General features: G+C 28.6%; 16 protein-coding genes. 15 read left to right on the top strand and 1 reads right to left on the bottom strand.

The genetic code is table 11. The features are described 5' to 3' along the window. Nucleotides 1-89 precede the first annotated feature (89 nt). The 10 genes from BR69_RS0112065 to BR69_RS0112015 all read left to right on the top strand — a co-directional run bounded on the left by BR69_RS0112065 (nucleotide 90) and on the right by BR69_RS0112015 (nucleotide 13,077). Nucleotides 90-377 carry a winged helix-turn-helix domain-containing protein gene (locus BR69_RS0112065; RefSeq protein ID WP_027633422.1) on the top strand — a complete coding sequence of 96 codons (288 nt, stop codon included), beginning with the start codon at nucleotides 90-92 and terminating at the stop codon, nucleotides 375-377. Beyond that, a complete protein-coding gene (locus BR69_RS0112060) occupies nucleotides 377-1,510 on the top strand; it encodes a ParM/StbA family protein (protein WP_027633421.1) in 1,134 nt (377 codons plus the stop codon). The genes BR69_RS0112065 and BR69_RS0112060 overlap by 1 nt, the downstream gene beginning before the upstream one ends. Nucleotides 1,511-1,521: 11 nt before the next feature. Further along, nucleotides 1,522-2,049, top strand: coding sequence for a hypothetical protein (locus tag BR69_RS0112055; protein ID WP_027633420.1), 528 nt, complete (start codon nucleotides 1,522-1,524; stop codon nucleotides 2,047-2,049). 842 nt (nucleotides 2,050-2,891) lie between these two features. Further along, entirely contained in the window at nucleotides 2,892-4,655 is a 1,764-nt protein-coding gene (locus BR69_RS0112050) for a hypothetical protein (protein ID WP_027633419.1), read from the top strand. 951 nt (nucleotides 4,656-5,606) lie between these two features. Continuing rightward, a complete protein-coding gene (locus BR69_RS0112040) occupies nucleotides 5,607-6,233 on the top strand; it encodes a hypothetical protein (protein ID WP_027633418.1) in 627 nt (208 codons plus the stop codon). Nucleotides 6,234-6,565: 332 nt separating this feature from the next. After that, nucleotides 6,566-9,229: a type IV secretory system conjugative DNA transfer family protein gene (locus BR69_RS0112035; protein ID WP_150112272.1), complete on the top strand. Its 2,664-nt coding sequence runs from the start codon at nucleotides 6,566-6,568 to the stop codon at nucleotides 9,227-9,229. 4 nt (nucleotides 9,230-9,233) lie between these two features. Beyond that, nucleotides 9,234-10,124, top strand: a complete 891-nt coding sequence (locus BR69_RS0112030; RefSeq protein WP_027633416.1) for a replication-relaxation family protein — start codon at nucleotides 9,234-9,236, stop codon at nucleotides 10,122-10,124. Nucleotides 10,125-10,227: 103 nt separating this feature from the next. Beyond that, nucleotides 10,228-12,294 carry a type IA DNA topoisomerase gene (locus BR69_RS0112025; RefSeq protein ID WP_027633415.1) on the top strand — a complete coding sequence of 689 codons (2,067 nt, stop codon included), beginning with the start codon at nucleotides 10,228-10,230 and terminating at the stop codon, nucleotides 12,292-12,294. 13 nt (nucleotides 12,295-12,307) lie between these two features. Then, nucleotides 12,308-12,895, top strand: coding sequence for a metal-dependent hydrolase (locus tag BR69_RS0112020; RefSeq protein WP_027633414.1), 588 nt, complete (start codon nucleotides 12,308-12,310; stop codon nucleotides 12,893-12,895). A gap of 2 nt (nucleotides 12,896-12,897) precedes the next feature. Then, complete coding sequence (locus tag BR69_RS0112015; protein WP_027633413.1) at nucleotides 12,898-13,077, top strand: hypothetical protein; 180 nt, start codon at nucleotides 12,898-12,900, stop codon at nucleotides 13,075-13,077. A gap of 22 nt (nucleotides 13,078-13,099) precedes the next feature. Here BR69_RS0112015 and BR69_RS0112010 read toward each other — a convergent pair whose 3' ends face one another. Further along, the gene (locus tag BR69_RS0112010; RefSeq protein WP_027633412.1) at nucleotides 13,100-13,627 is read right to left on the bottom strand and encodes a hypothetical protein; all 528 of its coding nucleotides are present in this window, start codon (nucleotides 13,625-13,627) and stop codon (nucleotides 13,100-13,102) included. A gap of 78 nt (nucleotides 13,628-13,705) precedes the next feature. Between BR69_RS0112010 and BR69_RS0112005 the strand changes: the two genes are divergently transcribed. From BR69_RS0112005 to BR69_RS20480, 5 genes are all read left to right on the top strand, one after another. Further along, entirely contained in the window at nucleotides 13,706-14,701 is a 996-nt protein-coding gene (locus BR69_RS0112005; protein ID WP_027633411.1) for a DUF4417 domain-containing protein, read from the top strand. Between the two features lie 11 nt (nucleotides 14,702-14,712). Further along, nucleotides 14,713-16,134: an amidoligase family protein gene (locus BR69_RS0112000; protein WP_027633410.1), complete on the top strand. Its 1,422-nt coding sequence runs from the start codon at nucleotides 14,713-14,715 to the stop codon at nucleotides 16,132-16,134. Nucleotides 16,135-16,236: 102 nt separating this feature from the next. Further along, the gene (locus BR69_RS0111995) at nucleotides 16,237-16,422 is read left to right on the top strand and encodes a hypothetical protein (RefSeq protein ID WP_027633409.1); all 186 of its coding nucleotides are present in this window, start codon (nucleotides 16,237-16,239) and stop codon (nucleotides 16,420-16,422) included. Nucleotides 16,423-16,474: 52 nt separating this feature from the next. After that, nucleotides 16,475-16,723, top strand: a complete 249-nt coding sequence (locus tag BR69_RS0111990) for an AbrB/MazE/SpoVT family DNA-binding domain-containing protein (protein ID WP_027633408.1) — start codon at nucleotides 16,475-16,477, stop codon at nucleotides 16,721-16,723. A gap of 178 nt (nucleotides 16,724-16,901) precedes the next feature. Beyond that, nucleotides 16,902-17,218 (top strand): hypothetical protein (locus BR69_RS20480; RefSeq protein WP_034849844.1); only part of this gene is annotated, 317 nt, incomplete at its 3' end.

Genomic DNA, 17,218 nt, shown 5'->3' with positions numbered 1-17,218 from the left:
TGACATGACCAGTAAACAAAGATACAATTAAATTAAATCGGATTTAATTTAATTGAATTCGACAATATTATAGTAAAGGTAGTGAAAATATGACAGAGTATACTACAGAGCAATTACAAAATATAGCAAAAAACTTGGCTCTGGTAAATAGCAGAGCTGCCTCAATTTTGACTGTTTTAGAAGAAAACAAGGGTATAAAGCATGGTCAAATTTTTACAGAAGCTAATTTAAGTAAATTTGTAACAGACAAGATAATTACAGCGTTTTTAGTATGTGGATTTATAGAAAAGGATATAGATGGACAAAACTTATCCTATGTATTAACCCAAAATGGACGGAATTTTTTAAAACTAGAAATAGAAAGGGGGAATAGATAATGAAACAAATAGTAAAAATCGGTGCGGATGTAGGAAATGATGCATTAAAAATATATATGGATAAGGCAAACTTTGAAGGACGAAATAAACTTGAGGTAATGAATCTAGTTGCACCAGGATATAAGAGACGAATTATAGGAAGTGAAACAGGTCACTTGTCAAATCTCCTAGATGTAAATATAGAGGCGGATGGAGAAAAGCTTGGAAGATTCTTTGTAGGCGGACTTGCTTTCAAGGAAAATAGAAATGATTTATTAGAGAAAACTAAAAGAGATATAAAAGCAAAGAACATAGATACTATAATTTTATTAGTAACAGGATTAGCATATAGTTTATATGATCCTTCTAATCCAATAAAGACAGAGCAGATTGCTCTGGGCACATTGCTTCCAACTGAAGAGTACTGGTACGATGATGAAGATTTAGTAGAAGTCTATGGAAGTAAGCTTAAGAGAAGCTATACAGTTAAATTTAATTCACCTAGATTTAATAATGCAGAAATTACGCTCAACGTAGTTGAACAAGAAATACAACCTGAATCAGTAGCAGGTCATCTTGCTTCAATTTATAATTCAGATGGTTCTCTAAAAAAAGGAATGAAAGTTAAAAATGAAGTTCATTTAGGAATCTTCATAGGCAGTATAACAACAGAAGTATCCGTTTATGAAGATGGAGAATTTAATTCAAGAGGATTTTTTGGAATAGATCTAGGTACATCAGATCCATTAGATAAGATAATAACTGATCTAGGCATAAATATGAATAGACATCAACTAGATCATATAATTAGAACTGGAAAAGAGCTTAAAGTTAATGTTAATGGACAAGCCCATGACTTGACAGATAAGCTAACTAGAGTAAAAGATAGTAGATTTAATTATTTTACAAGACAATTAGTAAATAATATAAACAAAAAACTATCAGAACAGGGAATAAATCCTTCTTTAATTACTAAGGTAAATTTGGGAGGAGGAGGAGCTATTACAACATTTGATAGCTTCAAAAAAGAAATTGGACTAGCGAATGTAAATTTAGTAGAGGATGCGAGGTTTGCAAATGCTTTAGGAGCTCTCCTAAGCATAATAGCAAAAGGGAATGAGCAGGAAGTGGCAGCAGATGAGGTACTAGGATAAGGAGTATGGAAATGAATGAAGGTGAAAAGAAAAAAAAAGTATATACACGAGGAGATATAGTAACCTTCAGACTGCTTAAAAGAATGAAGTTTGATGATAATGTATTAGATTTAATTAATACTTCAAACGAATTAAATAAAGAAATAATAGTAGCATTGGAGTTGTACTGTAAATATAAAGAGTACAAGTCTAAGATTCTTGAACAAAGAGATGATGATATAATACGAAATTTCTTTAATAATACTGAGGAGCCAATAAGTAAACCAATAAAACAAATGAAAAAATATAGTGAACCAAAGATTAATGAGCCAGAGTCTGAAGAGTTATACAATGACGAAGTTTTTTCAAAAGATATATTAGAATCTGAGGAAGAGAAAATATTTTCTTCAGAGGATAGTCTTAATATTGTTTCTGCTGATTCTGAGGTTTTTTATGAAATAGAATCAGTAGAGGATGAGATATTTTCTTCAGGATCGAAAGCGGAGGAAGAAAAGTCTAATGGGCTAGCTAGAGCTTTTAAAACAGTTAGAAGAAAATAAAAAAGATTCGACAAAATATTATAAATAAAAAGTGTAATACAGTTTTTACTTAGAGAAAATGAGGGTTTTCAGAAAAAAACATATATAATGTATTACGTTTGGAAAATATTAGTGGTATAAAAGTGTAATACAATTAAAGGTCAGATAAATAGAGTGAGTTAATAAGAAATAGCTAAAAAGTGTAATACAAAATTGATATAAAAATATTTAAAGTGTATTACAGTTGAAATGCACTTTAGATAATGGGTTTATAGGTTATATTAGAAAAAAGTGTATTACATTTTTAGATTTTTATAATTTATCTTCATAAAATGTAATACACTTTTGAAATGATATTATTACAAGAGCTTAAGTTAAAAAGGTTTAAAGTGTATTACATTTTGTAAGAGTCCATAAAACGACAAATGATAAAGAAAACAGAGATATTGAATAATGTTTCAAACTTTAGTAAAATCAAATTACAACATAATAAAAAAGATGCAGCTGGTAACTGCATCTTGTAATAAAATTGAAGTCGAACTAAAAGATACAGCTGGTAACTGTATCGCAAATGGTATTTAATTCATAAAAAAATTTTTTATACAAACTTAGCTGGTAACTTAGTTTGTATAACTCGAATTTTAAAAAGAGTTATCATGAAAACTTTATAAAATTCTAGAGCCTTTAAATTCAAAAAAATATGATTTTAAGGCTAGCTTTGCTATTCCCTAAAATTAGGGAATAGGCATATTTATATTATAACCAATTAACCCAAAAAAATAAAGAGGATAAAGAAAATAATTTAAATACATTTTACACCAATTTAAACAAAAAAAAGATGATATGGAGGTGAATTTAGAGAAATGGGTAATTTAATTAGAGATTTTTGGACTTATACATATAAAGATAAAAATTATTTTGGTGTTTTAGAGGTAATAAAAGGAGAAGATCTTAGCCAGAATAGAAATGAAAAAAAATATGAAACACATATTGAAAAGGCAATTAACTACACATATAAAAATGATGTTCTTAGCCATATGAGTATACAGACATATTGTACATGGTTAAAGGATAGAAGCTCAAGGGAGGAGAATGAACAGAAATATTACCCATTTATTCTTGAATTCGAGTCAAATAAAAAGGATAAATATTTTGATGTAGTTTATGAAGTGGCTGTATATGTAAATTACTTAATAAATGAGTTACATATAAATAGAGAAGACATTTTAATAATGATTAATAATTCTAAGTCTTTATATGTGTATGTTAATCCAAAGGTTTATTGTGCGAAGCCAAACAAAGATTTGCATAAAATATACTTTGAAATGTACAAGTCTATTAAGGATGAACTTAAGTTAAAGTATGTTGATGAATCAATAGTTGCTTCTAGTTATAAGCTAATGAAGACCCCTAATACATATTATAAGGGTGGATATTTCACTTGGATTACAATAGAAGAATTAATGAAGTTGTTAACTGGAGTAGTTACTAAGGAAGAGTTAACAGCGTCTAAAAGAAGTCTAGATAAAAAAATACCAGGAGAAATTTCACTTAAGGCATCTAGGCTTTATAGTAATGCAATAAAAAAATCTAAAAATGAATTTAAGAGTAAAGAGAGAAACTATGAAAATACTGATTTTGGATGTAAATGTGTTACTTATTTACTTCAGAATATGATTGAAAAAGGCCATAGAAACTATGGTCTAGTTAGTGTGGGAATACATTTAAAGAAGTTAGGATACTCAAAAATAGAAGTAAAAGATAACTTAATACAATTAGCAGAATCTTGGAATCACGATGAAGGTAAAAGATCTATATCATCTAAGGTTAATACTATATTTAGAAATAATTATAATTTTAGCTGTAAGTATGCGCAAAGTGTATTTGAAGATCTCGGTATAGAAAATATGTGTGATAAATGTCCATATAAGAATAAAAATAATGGTATAAAAGATGCAATGAACATCGATAGTAGAATAATAAATCAGCTTTGGACTAATAAGGCAAGTACAAGGCATTATTTATTATATTTAGATTTAGTTGATAGAGGACTTTTAAATAGATCATTTATTCCTTCAGCTGAAGGAATAAATGATAGAACATTAAGAGAGCTTTGCAAGCTTTGTTCATTAGAAAGATGTAAAGATGATAAAGAAATTATAGTTAAGTATAAAGCATCTAATAAACTTTATAAGCTGCCGAAAAGCTTTATGGATCAATCAGTAGAAGAATTAGGGGATTATATTAAACACTACTTAAGAATGCTTATAAAGGGCTATAAAGCTACAAGTAAGTATATTGTATTAAGATTGTCTAAAAAAACACTTATGGATGAACTAGGATACAAAGATGTATCTTCATTATATAAAATGATTAAGAAGTTAAAGGATATAGGATTATTAAAAGACCATTCTAAGAGTATGTATACTCTTTATTATGAAACATATAAAGTTATTAATATTGCTCCTGAAAAGGATGATAAGGACGTAGCAGAAAATATAGTTGATAAAGTTGTTGTTGGACAGCAATTAAAAATAAATAATAATATTTATTCAAATAATAAAAACATAAGTTATACTAAACAAAAAAATAAAGTGTTTGTAAGTGATCCTGGTCCACCAGGATAATTTTTAAAATCTAATATTACATGGTTTTTCCACTCATATAATTTTAAAATACAGCTTAAAACCTTGTACTTTAGGGGGTTCTTGGGATGCAAAAAATTTATTATAAATAATAATTATCTTTATATTCTCTATTGCAAGGGGAGAGTTTATAGCTTTCATATAGTATGTGTTTCCTTTAGTGTTCTATCTATTATTCCGTAGTATTTTATATTGTTATTTTATATACGGAATACCTATAGTATCTTTAGGCGTAGGCATTGATATTCTTAGGTTGTTTATTTTTATTAGGATACAAGGGCATTTTACTTTTTATATACGTAAAAACAAGTCTAAACTTTTAAATACCTAAAAACAAGTTTTAATGGTCTTAGATTTTTATTATATGTTGTCATGTTGGTTCGGTGGGGATATGTGTCATGATTATTAGAGATGATGAGTTTTAAACTTGTAACTTTATAATTATTATTTTTAATTATATATTATTCCTGTATAGTAATTACTATTATCTTGAGTATAGATGATGATAATGATTGGTCTAGATCGTTTTAATTATCTATTGAGTTGTCTCTAGGATTCTAATTAAGGGGAAGGTTAATTAGGAGAATACAGAAGTGAGGTGTGTGTATGTTTTGAATAAAGTTTGATCAAAAACTAAAATATCCTAGGTGAAGGCTCACGGGGCACTACCTAGGAGAACCACAATATACTTATCTAAATTTTTATCAAACTTTATTCAAAATTAAAATAAAAATTATCTATTTAGAAAGGTTTCATATCTAAATAGAATAAAAAATAGTCATATCTAGCAGGAGAACCAGGTCCTTTTGCTCAAACTTTATTTCAAAGCAACATTAAGAAGGTTAAAAATTGAGATGATAAGTTATTTAAAACAATAAGTATTTTTTAGTCTTTATGTAATATTTTGAATCAACTTTTAAGGGGGAATAAGAATTGAACAGATGTAAAATTGAGCAGGAAATTAAAGAGAGGTGGTTTAAAAATCATGTTGCACAATTTGAAAGGCTAAATGATAGAGTTAGCACACTAACATGGAGAGCTCCTAATTCATCATTCTACTATGTAAGATATATATTTGATGGATCTAAGTTGTATGTGAGTGGAGATATGGGAGAAGCTGTATTCTGTCTAACTGAAAAGACTGATATTAATACAATAAAAGATTATAATATTCATTATTTCCATAGTAAAATGACGGCATTTTGTGGAGGAAAGTATTCTTTCGATAGTGATGAGGCTATTGAAAGGCTTAAAGAAGAAATAGAGGAGGCTAATGAAAATAGAGATATTGATGAAGATGGTGTACAAGAAGAAACAGAAAAAAATAATCATATAAATTCATATATAAGTGTTATTAATATGTTAATTAAGGAAAGTAAATCGTGTATTAATAAAAGTGGGTGGGAATATGAAATAAGCCAAGTTTATGATGAATTAACTGATTATGATCCTGATTGTTCTGAATGGATATTCAAAGCTGGTGATGTTATTCCTAATAGGGTATATGGGTATTTAATAGGCATAAAGATGTCATTTGAACAATTAAAGGAGGTGTTATAATGCCAAGTTATTTTTGGGACTGGTATAGAAGTAAAGAATATATATAAACTTTAAGTATTGAGGATTGTTTTAAAAATAGGGGGTTTCTTATAGGATGTTGTATTGAGTATTTAATTGAAAGGGAACAACATATAACTAAATTAAATGAATTTGATAACTTGGATGATATATTAGAGTACTTAAAAACAGGAGTTGCGTGAACAAATTAACCTAGTATAATAAGAATATTATGATGGTGTGTCTAATTTAGGATTTAAGAAGAAGTATAACTTGTGTAATACTTCTTTTTTTATTACGTTACTTTAAGATTTTAATAAAGGAGTGTATTTAATTTGATAAACAAATTGAGAGAAATTTTTATGGGACTTACTAATGAACAGTTACTAAGAAGATTACTTATTATTGCTGTATCTATTATATTAATAGTTTTATTATTTCAAGTGATAAAATTATCTTTTTATTATTACCATGATTTAAGATTAAGAAAAGGAGCAGTGTGTTTAAAGGTATTGCCAAAACAAAATGCGGATATAAAAGAAGTTGAGAGCCTTATTAGGAATTTACATGCAATGTTATTGAATACTAAGTTTAGATCTATAAAATATGGTAGGCCATATATGAGTTATGAAATAGCCGCAGAACAGGGGAGAATAAATTTTTATATATGGGTTCCAGGAGATATGAAAGATAGGATTGTTGATAGGATTTATGATACATATTCTAATGTGGCCATTGAAGATGTAGATGAGTACATTCCTAACAATAAAAAACTTCCATGTAACAGTGCAGACTTAAAGTTAGCATTTCATCATACTCTTAAGATTAAAACTAAACATGATAATTTAGGGTCAATTTTAGCAGCAATGAGAGATTTAGATAAAAAGGATTTTGTTGCAGTTCAGGTTTTAGTAAGGCCAATAGATAATAGGTGGCAAATTCAAGGAAGAAGAGATTTAGAGAAATTTGAGAGAAGTGGAATACGACCAGGTCAAAAAGGTAATTTTAAAGATAAAGTTGATGCTGCCAAAGGTTCGATTTTATCTGATTTAAGTGATGGTCTAAGAAGCCAGGGAATTAATTTGGATATTGGAGGGATAAACGGCGGTAATATACAGAGAAAGACTAAGTTAGATAGGAAAGAAATAGTTGTAGCTTCAGAAAAAGTATCGGATTCAGGATTTGAGACAATTATAAGAATAATTGCTTTAGGTAAATATAGAAAGGGAAATACAACTAGAGTTAAATCATTAGTTGCAGCATTTGCAGAGCTATCTGCAGAGAATAAGTTTAAGAGAGATGTGGTACTTAGTAATAAGTATACATTAGAACTATTTAAGAATAGAAAGCCAGATCTTATTGGTAAAAATAATATATTAACACCACCTGAATTAGCTAGTATTTTTTTAAGATTACCAGGAAAAGAATTAATAGAAAAATATGATGAAGTAGAAAAGCTGGCAATAAAAGAGTTTAATATTCCTAGTGGATCTGAAGGTTCAGGAAAAGGAATAATTTTTGCAGAAAATAGTTATAGGGCAGTAAGGAGAATATTAGAATTTAAAGATAAAGATATTGTTAGGCATGTGGTTGTGCAGGGTAAGACTGGTACTGGTAAATCAGAATTTGCAAAAACACCTTTCTTAGATCAAATATCTAATAAATATGATGAAAATGGAAAACTTATAAGAAAAGGAAGAGGAGCTATGGTCCTTGAACCACATGGAAAGCTAGGAGATGAATTATTGGAGTTAGTTCCTGAATATAGAAGAAAAGATACTATTGTATTTGATATATTTAGTGAGCATCCCTGGCCGTTTAACTTTTGTAAGGTACCAGAGAGGGAAGCAGAAGATTTTACAAAAGATCAATTAAAGCAAAAGACTATTGATGAGTCAATAGAAATATTTAAGAGAACATTCTCTGATGTTTGGTCAGAAAAAAATGAGTATTATATTGAAAATGCTATAAGAACAATAATAGATGCTGAGTACTCAATGGTAGAATTACCTAGGCTTTTTTCTGATAAAAAATTTAGAAAATCGATAATTCCTTTTATAAAAGATCCAAAAGTTAAGAGATTTTGGGAAACAAAATTCGCTGAGAACAATAAAGGTCAGATTGATGCTGCAGTACTTAGTACAGCACAGTCAGTTGAGTATAAACTAGATAAATTTATAAGATCAACTGAGCTTAGAAGAGCGTTAGGGCAGAATGATTGTATAGATTTTAAGGAAATACTAGATGAAAATAAAATTATTATTTTTAAATTTTCTAAGGACAAGATAGCTAAGGATAAAATATCATTTTTGGGTGGTATAGCAATGAAGTTATTAATAGTAGCTGCTTTTGCTAGAGATAAAAAAATGTGGGAAGATCCATTTTTAGTTTTTATAGATGAAGCTCAAAACTTCATCAATGAGAGTATAAAGGATGTGTTATATGAACTTAGAAAATATGGTATAGGATTATTCCTTTTCCATCAAGAAATAGAACAGATGAAGGAAGTTGATGGACTTATAAATGCAATATATAATAATGTTGGAACAAGCATTACATTTACTACAGGTGATATGGATGCTCCTTTTTTTGCGAAAAAATATGGTCCTAAGGTTGACGAAGATGACTTGAAAAACCTTCCCTCAAGATATGGGTATTGCAAATTATTAGTTAATGGTAAAACTTCAGATACATTTAATATTAGATCTTTAGATAGGCCGACTGTTACCGCCGAGGAAGCTTCCAGATCATTAGAAGAGATTTTAGAGTATAATAAAGAAGGAAAAATGCATATTGATGAAATAGATGCAATGATTGCAGAACGATTCAAGGATGAAGATGAAGTATATGATGAACATCCACAAATATTTTCATTCAGTCTTGATGAGAATGAAGGCAATAATATAGAGCCTGATAACATAAAGGAGGATAATAATGCTATAGAGTCTAATAATATAAATGAAGATAATAATACCCTAGATAAAGGATATTGGAGTTGATAGAATGGAAGAGAAGATAAAAGGAAAAAGGAATCAAAAAAGGGTAGATTCAAAGGAAATAACAGATAGATTTATATTAGATTTTAAGTTTACAACAGTTCAAGAAGAAGCAATAAAGCTTATATATGAGATGAGGATACTAAGTACTTCTCAAATATCAGATATATTAGATAGAAGTATAAAATATGTAAGAAATCAACTTTTAGATTTATATAAGAATGGATTTCTATATAGATCATTTAATACTGAGGGGGTAGGACAGGGAAGTAAAGAAGCTTATTGGATGCTAGATAGGGGTGGAGCTTTATTTATAGCTGGGGCTTATGGAATTAGTGTTAAAAAGTTAAATTGGGATATAAGAGATAATTTAATTAAGTTCGAGAAATTGGCACATTCGATGAAGATATCAGATGTAAGAACTGCTTTAGAAAAAGCAGCTCATAAAAGTGGCCATAAAATTAATACATGTCTTTGTGATAGACACCTGTATTATGAATTTATAAATGGTGAAGATAAGTATATTTTAAGGCCAGATTTATTTTTAACTTATAATGATGGGAATAAGATATATCAGTATTTTTTTGAAATAGACATGGGTACAATGACTATTACAGGACCTAGAAATAGAACTTCTGTTGTTATTAGCAAAATACCTAAATATGAGAGTTTTATGTCAAGTAGGGAATGGGAGAAATATTTTGATGTGTATCCCAGGATAATATTTCTTACTACAACAAAGAGTAGAGCTTTATATATGGCAGAAGCAGTAAAGAATATACAAAAAACTAATTTAGAAATTTTGTTTAGTACATTTGAAGTTTTTGAAAAGGATCCGTTAGGAGAAAGTTATGGATATCTAAAGTCCATTGGAGGGACAACAAGCATATTTAATTAAAAGAGTATTAGTTTATACTAATACTCTTTTAATTTTTAATAATTTGATATTATAGGATGAAGTGTTAGGTAGGTATTATTTATAAATATAGTGGAGGGGAAATATGGGTATATTTAATAAAATTAAAAACAAATTAAACAGTAAGATGGTAGTGATAGCTGAAAAATATAGTGCAGCTGAAGAGTATGCATCCGTACTTAAATGTGAGAAAAGAGATGGATTTTTTGAAGGACAAAAGTATTTTATAGTATGGTCTGATGGGCACTTATGTACATTATATGATCCAGAAGACTATAATAAAAAATTTAAAAAGTGGGAATTAGAAGACTTACCTATAATACCTAATGGATTTTGGATTAAGACCAGGCATGGTAAAAAGAATAAATTAGACTTAATTAAAAAGTTAGTTTATAGGGAAGATGTAGATAGAGTATGTATAGCAACAGACTCAGCTAGGGAAGGAAATCTTATTGGAGACTATATATTAATGGCAATAGAAAATAAGAAGCCTGTATATAGAGTTATGATTAATGCATTAAATAGAAAAGATATTTTAGAAGGCTTTAAAAATATCAAATTAGCTAATGATTTTGAAGGGTTATCCTTAGCAGCACAAGCTCGAGATGAAATAGATTGGTTAATTGGATGTAACTTAAGCAGATTATATTCCCTTGTTAATAGAAAAAAATATTATATAGGAAGATGTAAGACAGTTATACTAAGTATAATTTGTAAAAAAGAAGAAGAAATAAATGCACATGAGCAGAAGGTTTATTATAGTATTCATGGCATGTTTACATCACTTAACTGTAACTATTCAGGGGTATTAAGTAGCACTATATACAATAAAAATGAAGCAGATAAAATATTGAACTCTATAGAAGGGCATCCAGGTATAGTAAAAAAAGTAACTAAGGATCTTAAGATTTTGGAGCCAGATAACTTATTTAATTTAAATGATTTAATAAGAGAAGCAAACCGCCGATTTGGGTATGCATCAGACTATACTTATTATGTTTCTCAGGACCTTTATGAAAAGCATAAAATAATAAGCTATGCAAGAACAGATTGTAGAAAAGTAAAGAATAGTAATATTGATGATATAAAAATGACACTAAATTGCATCAAATTTGGGAATTTTAGAGATAAGATTTGTGATATAAAGGGATTAGAGATATTTATTAGCAGATGTGTAGATGATAGTAAAGTGGTAGAACATACTGCAATAATACCATTACCTAATGATAATATTACAGCTATTTATAATAGTTTAAATGAATCAGAGAGAAATATATATAATCTTATAGTGAATAATTTTATAGATAATTTTATAGAAGATTATAAGTATGAAAGCATATTAGTAGAAACGGAGGTAAAAGGATATAAGTTTATAACTAAAGGGCGTAGAGTAATAGAAAATGGCTGGAATTATAATGCAACTAACGATTATATAGAAATAAGTGAAGGGGATAATGTTATATGCAGGAAGGTAATTATTGATAAGAAGATATCTAAGGCTCCACAGAGATATACAGATAATACGCTTTTTGAGTTACTTGAGAATCCAGGAAGATTTGTAGAAGATAAGAAGTTGAAAAATATATTGAAAGATAATGGTATAGGCACAAATGCAACTAGAGCTCTTATACTAAGAGACCTAATAAAAAATGAATATATAATTAGAGAAGGTAAATATATATTACCAAGTGTTGATGGGCAGGAGCTAATTAGATGTTTAAAAACAGAGAAGCTCACAGAGCCTTTTTTTACCGCCGAAATTGAAGAGCAGCTGCAGCTTATAGAAGATGGAAAACTAGGCAAGGATGAACTTATTAAAAAAACAATTAGTTTTATATATGAACATGTACAAGGTGTTAAAAAAGAATTTGATATAAAAGAAGAGAAAAAAATAGTTTGTAAATGTCCTTTATGTAAAACAGGAAATATAGTAAAAGCTGCAGATAAGGGGTTTGGCTGTACTAATTTAAAATTAATAGGGTGTAGATTTTACATTTCAAATTTGATTTTAGGAGCAAACATAGATAGGGATCAAGTCATTAAACTTGTGAATAATGGAGAAACGGATTCATTAATATTTAACGGCAGTAAAGGTACATTTAGAGCAAAAATAATTTGGGATGGAAATGTAACTAAATTTAAAAAGTGTTAGGGGGATTTTAGTCATGATGAAGAAAACACATGTGGTTGTTGGAATAACATTAAGTACTATAGTTGCTACCATTCTAAATAAAAATATAACTCTAATATATATAATAGCATCATTCATAGGATCATTATTTCCTGATGTAGATCATCCTAGGGGATCTATAAATCAGAGAATACTTTTAGTGAATAACTGGATATGTAAGGTCTTAACTTACTTAATGTTGGCAGCTATTTTATATATTTATGGTAGTAAAGCTTTAGACATAAAAACAATATATTATACGATTCCATTTCTAATAGGGATAGCTTTTTCAAGGCATAGAAGTATAACTCACAGTATTTTAGGAATTTTAGCATCTATGGTATTAATAAATTTTATCAAATTAAAATATAATTTAGATTTACGAGACCCTTTTTTTGTCGGATATATCTCACATATATTATTAGATATGTTTAATCCACAAGGGGTTGAACTACTATGGCCATATAGGAAAAGGATAAAGTTTCCATTAACTGTTGAGACAGGCGGAATGGGAGAGAAAATAGTTTGTTATATTATATTAGTTATAGAAATATTATTTTTACTTAAGAAAGGTGGAATGTAAAAGTGAGTAAAAAAAACAAAGATATCGATTTACCAGATATACAGGAATTTTTAAAGCTATCTAGGACTTTCATAAGACAGTTAGGACTTTTAAAGAATAATGATATCCCAGAAGAATATAAAGATATAATAAGTAATTCAATTGATCTTGTTTATGGAGAGATAGCTGAATATTATGAATAAGAAACCAAGAAACTCTAGGTTACTAGGTTTCCTGGTTAATAATTTTAGAAATTTCATCTAGGCTTAATTTTTCTTGATTTCTAAGTTTTAAAAATAAATTTATTCTTTCAATAGCTTCATCTTGAGAAAAGCCTTTATCTTCCATGTATTTAATTAGATTAGTTTCATTTATCAAAATACTTTTACCTTTTCCATGACGTGAATATATTATTTTATCATTTTTTACATCATAAGATATAAGGGATTTTGTTTTATTTACTAAGTGAGCTACTTCAATTGCTGTGAATGAGTTATTAGTTTTACAACCATATTTAACAGTAAATAGAACATAACCAACAGGGGTATTCAGAAAGCTTACAGGTATATTAAAGTCATTAAATGCTCCAGCAAACAAAGTTTTAAGGAGATCATCTATTAAACACCCAGGATCTACTTCACCGCCGAGTTGAATACATTCATATAAGGTATAAACTTCTAATAACTTTTTATAAGTATTACTATCAATAGATAGGTTTTTTATGTCGTCAATGAAATATTTTTCAGTTATCATATAATACCTCCTTATTTTAGTTTAATATTTATTTTTTTAAAATCAAGTATTTTTGTTTGAGTAGAAGAAAGGGAGAAAATGAATAGTTTATGCAAAAGAGATTGTAATAAATGTACACATATAAAAAGATGTGGAGGATGTTCTTTATGTGAGGCAGCTATTTGTAATAATGTATGTTTTAAATGTGGTATATTATGTCCACGAAGGGGAGCATCTATAATATATTTAAATAAAATTTATAAGTATAATGATAAATTAAAAGATAATAAAATCCTTAAGTTACCATATCATATACCTATTATACCAGATAAATTATCCAGGATATTAGATAAAAAAATATCACCTTTAGTTGGAATTCATGGAGGAAATATTTTTTCAAGTAATGGGGAAAAAATAAGGAGACTGTATAGAGAGAAAGGATTTAAAGAGGCATTAAATATAGAAGGGGATGGTATATTACAGTTTTATGTTAAAGACAGAACATTGGAAGGTATCTGGGACAATAGAAACAATATATACAAGGAGCTGAAGGAACAAAAATTTAAGGCTATAATAGCTCCTAATTTTAGTGTTTATGAAGATTGTCCAAGGTTTGATCATCTATATAACATACAGAGAAGCTTAACTATTTATAATGAGCTTATTGAAGAAGGATTTGATGCTATTCCAGATATATCATGGTATAACATTAATGATTTAGATTTTTGGATAAATCTCATAAATAATAGCAGTTGCAATACTATAGCGTTTTCTTTTCAAGTTGTTGATGTAAGATTAAAAGCATCTAATAACTGGAAGAACTATTTATCAGGATTCAGTTATCTTTGTAAAAACTTAAAAAATATAAAGCAAATAATTATAATTGGAGCATCATCTTTAAGTCGTGTTTTAGATATAAAATATTTCATAAATGATAATATAAGTATTCACGTTCTTAATCAATCTGCATATATACAAAGTCAAAGAGGAATGTATTCCAATATGAGAGTTAGAGACATAATTACTCCTAAAGATATATTACTGGAGAAAAATATAAAGTATTTTAATGAGATATATGAAAATATCAATGATTAGGGGGCGGGTATATGCCAAAAACACGTACACAAACTTTAGCAACAAGATCTAATAATGGAGCAAGAGAAGATATACAAGAAACCGCCGAAAGAATAAATGATAGGCTAAGAAGTTTTGGAACTGTCCAGGTTCAAGTAGAGTCTAGAACAAGAGGTCAAATGGAGAACTTAGGAGTAAGATTTTTGGATTCTCCAGGAGAAGCAGAAGTCAGTTCAGCGAGTGGAATAAACTATACAGTAAATTATGAAAATGGGACCTGCGATTGTCTACATTATAGGATGCGACAGCAAAGGTGTAGACATATAGAAGCAACAAATATAGCGCTTGGACAAGCAGTTGATGAAAATATAAATAGTAATTTTAGTATTGATGGATCTATAGCTGAAAGAAGTAGAATGGATGAAATTGAGGAATTAAATAGACAAAATATGTTCGCAGAACAGGAGGATGATAACTTTTTTTATCTTGATAACTATGACGAGTTTCAAAGGAGATTAAATGAAAGAGAAAATATAGAGTATGAATATAATAATGTCTTAAATGGAAGTAACATAACATTTGGGATTGAACTTGAGTTTGTAGGAGGAAATGCAAATGCTATAGCTAAGGAATTATATGAATTAGGAATATGTGCTTATGATGAAAGAGTAAGATATCATGCTCCAAGTGTAGAAGGAAAGTGGAAGTTAGAAAGAGATGGAACTGTATCTAGTGGATATGGAGGGGGGGAAATAGTATCTCCTATTCTCAGGGATACACCTGAAACTTGGAGGAATATAGAAAAGATATGTGAAGTTGCTAAAAGACATGGAGCTACAATTGACTCCAGGTGTGGAGCTCATGTTCACATAGGTATGGAGCCATTGGATACTGCTAGACAGAGATGGAGAAGATTTTTTAAGGTATTATCTGGATATGAAGAATGTATTTATAGAGCATCAGGAGGAGGAGAAGGTCGTATAAGAAGTGGGCATAGTAATTATGCTCGTACATTCGAGGGGAGAGCAGCGTTTGGAGCAACAACTCCAATTAGAATGGACACAGAAGATGATGTAAGGAATTTAGCAGCTAGTGTTAGTAGAAATGATAGATACTATGGAATTAATCTTACTAATATAACAAGTGAAAATAGACCTAATACTGTAGAGTTTAGATATTTCAATGGATCATTAAATGCTAGTCAGATCCAAGCTAATGTAAAGTTATCTAATGGAGTAATTATGGCTGCTGAGAAGGCGCGAACTAAAGATGTTGAAAGTATGAGTTTAAATGTTAGCAATAATTTTAAGAGAAGGGGAAAGCTTATTAATGAATATGATTCAACTAGTAGTAGAAGTGATAAAAAAATAGCTGAATTTATAGATATAATATGCACAAGAAAGAAAGATAAAGATGCATTAATAGATGTTTTTAGGAGAAATATATGGAGATGATTTTACAAAAGTAAAAAATAGTTGCACGAAAGTAAAATATGTGATAACATGTACTCGAGGTAAAAAATTGAAAATAAAGTAAAATTATAGTGGAGGATAGTTATGAAAGAAAGTTCAAATGAAACTTCTATAAAGGGCCTTGTTCTTATTAAGGTTCCTATAGAGTTAAATAACAAAGTTATAGAAGAGAATAATATTAAAGAGATTTTGAAACTCACTAAGAGAGAGTTAAATCTTGATAATATCTCAGAAGAAAATATAGAGTTATCTTTAATAGAAGGCTTTTAAGTTTATACATAAATTAAAAATAAAATTTAAGATGAGAAAGCGAGGAATATTTATGAAGTCAACAGGAATGGTTAGAAAAGTAGATGAACTAGGAAGGGTAGTAATTCCAATAGAATTACGAAGAGTAATGGATATAAATGAGAAGGATGGATTAGAAATATATGTAGAGGGAAACACCATAATGCTACGTAAATATGAGCCATCTTGTATATTTTGTGGTGAAGTTAGGGACATAGTCAATTTTAAAACAAAGCTTATATGTAAGTCATGCCTAGGGGGGATAAATAAAAATAATTTTTAATAAAAAATTTAGCCATATATTTTATGGCTAAATTTTTTATAGAATTAGGATTAGTTTAGAGAAGGATTAGGTGAAATAAAATAGAGTATATAGAGAATATAGTTGTTATAGATACAGTTATTTAGAATTGGGAAGACAGTTTTTATAAGATATAAAAGAAGAAAGGTAAAGATAATATATGATAGAGGAAAAGTTTTCAGAACTGATGGAATTTGAAGAGAAAAAAAATAGTTCTAATTCAGATTATGATACTAGAGCACTTTTAGTATCGTTTTGGACGATTGATATTTACATTATATATATGTATTTCTCATTTAGAGGATCTAAAGGAATATATGGAATGATTTTGAAGGATATAATTCATTCTAATATATCTTATTACATAGTTTGTTTTATAGCAGTATTACAATTTATAACTTCATTAATTATTTTTATAGAGAGAATATTCATAAATGGAATTATAAAAAAGACTAATATAAAGATAAAAAGAGAGTG

Origin of the sequence: Clostridium hydrogeniformans DSM 21757, from assembly GCF_000686705.1 — a bacterium.
Classification (GTDB): Bacteria; Bacillota; Clostridia; order Clostridiales; family Clostridiaceae; genus Clostridium_Z; species Clostridium_Z hydrogeniformans.
The sequence above is the reverse complement of the archived record's forward strand: the minus strand, read 5'-3'. Positions and strand labels throughout refer to the sequence as shown.